The organism is Klebsiella sp. GG_Kp175, from assembly GCF_040062325.1.
Classification (GTDB): Bacteria; Pseudomonadota; Gammaproteobacteria; order Enterobacterales; family Enterobacteriaceae; genus Klebsiella; species Klebsiella quasipneumoniae.
This window is the reverse complement of sequence record NZ_JBEAFX010000028.1, coordinates 1-2,814: the sequence shown is the minus strand read 5'-3', so window position 1 is coordinate 2,814 and position 2,814 is coordinate 1. Positions and strand designations below refer to the sequence as shown.

Annotated in this window: 3 protein-coding genes; 1 reads left to right on the top strand and 2 read right to left on the bottom strand. The window is 55.0% G+C overall.

Annotated features, from left to right (window positions below; genetic code table 11):
• Nucleotides 1–317: 317 nt before the first annotated feature.
• Nucleotides 318–1,736, top strand: a complete 1,419-nt coding sequence (gltX, locus tag ABLU73_RS22830; RefSeq protein WP_004202014.1) for a glutamate--tRNA ligase — start codon at nucleotides 318–320, stop codon at nucleotides 1,734–1,736.
• A 54-nt stretch (nucleotides 1,737–1,790) separates the two neighbouring features.
• Here the strand turns inward: gltX and ABLU73_RS22825 are convergent, their stop codons facing one another.
• Both ABLU73_RS22825 and ABLU73_RS22820 read right to left on the bottom strand, forming a co-directional pair.
• Nucleotides 1,791–2,183: a YfeC-like transcriptional regulator gene (locus ABLU73_RS22825; RefSeq protein ID WP_057216533.1), complete on the bottom strand. Its 393-nt coding sequence runs from the start codon at nucleotides 2,181–2,183 to the stop codon at nucleotides 1,791–1,793.
• A 3-nt stretch (nucleotides 2,184–2,186) separates the two neighbouring features.
• Entirely contained in the window at nucleotides 2,187–2,540 is a 354-nt protein-coding gene (locus tag ABLU73_RS22820) for a YfeC-like transcriptional regulator (RefSeq protein ID WP_004202017.1), read from the bottom strand.
• Nucleotides 2,541–2,814 lie beyond the last annotated feature (274 nt).

Below are 2,814 nucleotides of genomic sequence, written 5' to 3'. Positions count from 1 at the left end.
TCGAACCGCCGACCCCCTCCTTGTAAGGGAGGTGCTCTCCCAGCTGAGCTAATCACCCCCGCTGTGTGGAGTCGCATTATAGGGAGAGTTGAAAATGAGTCAACGCCTTTTCTAAAGAATTCGTTCGTTCGTCGTAAAATTAAACAAAGCGATCGTAAAACCGGCGTCATAGCATGATTTATAAACAAAAATGGCAAACCGCGACGTTCCGACGGGAACAACATTGAGGAATCAGCCCACGGTGTTAGAATATTGACCCATAATTTCCACCGGACATTGCCGTCTATCGGCATCTTTATTAAACGTAAGGCCAATTCATGAAAATCAAAACTCGCTTCGCGCCAAGCCCAACCGGCTATCTGCACGTTGGCGGTGCGCGTACTGCTCTCTATTCCTGGCTTTTTGCCCGTAACCACGGCGGTGAGTTTGTACTGCGTATTGAAGACACCGATCTCGAACGCTCCACCCCGGAAGCAATTGAAGCCATCATGGATGGCATGAACTGGCTGAATCTGCAATGGGACGAAGGTCCCTATTACCAGACCAAACGTTTCGATCGTTATAACAACGTGATCGATGAGATGCTGGAAGCCGGTACCGCTTATAAATGCTATTGCTCGAAAGAGCGTCTGGAAGCGTTGCGCGAAGAGCAGATGGCGAACGGTGAGAAGCCGCGTTACGATGGCCGCTGCCGCCATAGTCACGAGCATCATGCCGACGATGAGCCGTGCGTGGTGCGTTTCGCCAACCCGCAGGAAGGGTCAGTTATTTTTGACGATCAGATCCGCGGACCTATCGAGTTCAGCAACCAGGAGCTGGACGATCTGATCATTCGCCGTACCGATGGTTCCCCGACCTACAACTTCTGCGTCGTCGTGGATGACTGGGACATGGCGATCACCCACGTGATCCGTGGTGAAGATCATATCAATAACACGCCGCGCCAGATCAACATCCTTAAAGCGCTGAACGCGCCGGTGCCGGTATACGCGCACGTATCGATGATTAACGGCGACGATGGCAAGAAACTCTCCAAGCGCCACGGGGCGGTCAGCGTGATGCAGTATCGCGACGATGGCTACCTGCCGGAAGCGTTGCTTAACTATCTGGTGCGTCTGGGCTGGTCCCATGGCGATCAGGAGATCTTCACCCGCGAAGAGATGATCGAGTTCTTCTCGCTGGGGGCGGTCAGCAAATCCGCCAGTGCGTTCAACACCGACAAGCTGCTGTGGCTGAACCATCATTACATCAATACGCTGCCAGCGGAGTATGTGGCGACCCATCTGCAGTGGCATATCGAGCAGGAAAATATCGATACCCGCAACGGTCCGCAGCTGGCCGAGTTGGTGAAGCTGCTCGGCGAGCGTTGCAAAACGCTGAAAGAGATTGCCCAGAGCTGCCGCTACTTCTATGAAGAGTTCGCTGAGTTCGACGCCGACGCGGCGAAGAAACATTTGCGTCCGGTAGCGCGTCAGCCGCTGGAGGTCGTCCGCGACAAGCTGGCGGCGATTAGCGACTGGACGGCGGAAAACGTCCACCACGCGATTCAGGCAACCGCTGATGAGCTGGAAGTGGGCATGGGTAAAGTCGGTATGCCGCTGCGCGTGGCCGTTACCGGTGCTGGGCAGTCTCCTGCGCTTGACGTAACCGTCCATGCAATCGGCAAGTCCCGTAGCGTAGAGCGTATCAATAAAGCGCTGGCTTTTATCGCTGAGCGCGAAGGCCAGGCGTCCTGACGGGGACGTAGATGATATAACGGCAGGATATACTCCTGCCGTTTTTTTTGTCTGTTATACCGGGCTGGCGATGCCGAGGCGGGCAAGAAAACCGCTAATCCCTTCCCGGGCCAGCAGGTCGCGGAGCTGCAGCTGTTCTGCCGGAGTCATCAGTTGCAGGGTTTCTGTGATTTGCCGCCAGATCGCGTCCGCCTCATTGACCAGGTAAGCGCCTGGCGATTCCGCGAGATGATTGTCGCTAAACAGATGGCGTCTGGCGGGAATGTTAGTCAAAAACTCACGCACCGGTTGGTCGATGACCACCAGTCGCGCTCGTCCCCCTTTAACGCCGGGTATCGCTTCTGTGCGCCATTTCTTCTCCCGAACCCAGCGATTGATCGTTTGTCTGGCCAGCCCCAGGCAGTCGGCAAGCTCTGCGGGCGTCATTTTATCTTTTAGTTTCATCATGGTTTACCGATCGCGGATCCCTAACCGAAGCAGTAACCCGGTGATCCCCTCGCGCAGCAACAGCGACATAAGCTGCTTCTGCTCGCTGGGGGTGAGTTCTTTACAGAGGGTCAGCAGCAGCGATTCCAGATCGCTGTCGTGGGGAGAATAGGTGCCGGGCGTCTCCGCCACGCGCTGGGCGCTGCGGATAAACTCCCTGACTTGCTCATTGACATGGACCAGGCGCGCCTTGCCGCCCTGGACGCCAGGCCGCGGAGAGGTCTGCCAGCCTTCTTTCCGCACCCACTTATTGATAGTTTGCCGACTGTAGCCGGTCAGATGGGCGATTTCTTCAGGTGTCATTCGTTCCTTGAGCATACTATTTCCTGAGTAAATGTATGGGAATTAGCTGTCCATGTTATAGCATCCTTTTACTGGAAAAGGTGACCTGTTTAACTTCTGGCTGCGATAAGGCTCGCAATGTCAGCAGGTTGCCTGCTTTTTCAGCGATTGAATCGAGAAGGATAATTTTGCCGTTGACACCTGAGCGAGGAATTCATATTATGCCGCCCGTCAACACGACACGCTTTACGTTACGGGGCTATAGCTCAGCTGGGAGAGCGCTTGCATGGCATGCAAGAGGTCAGCGGTT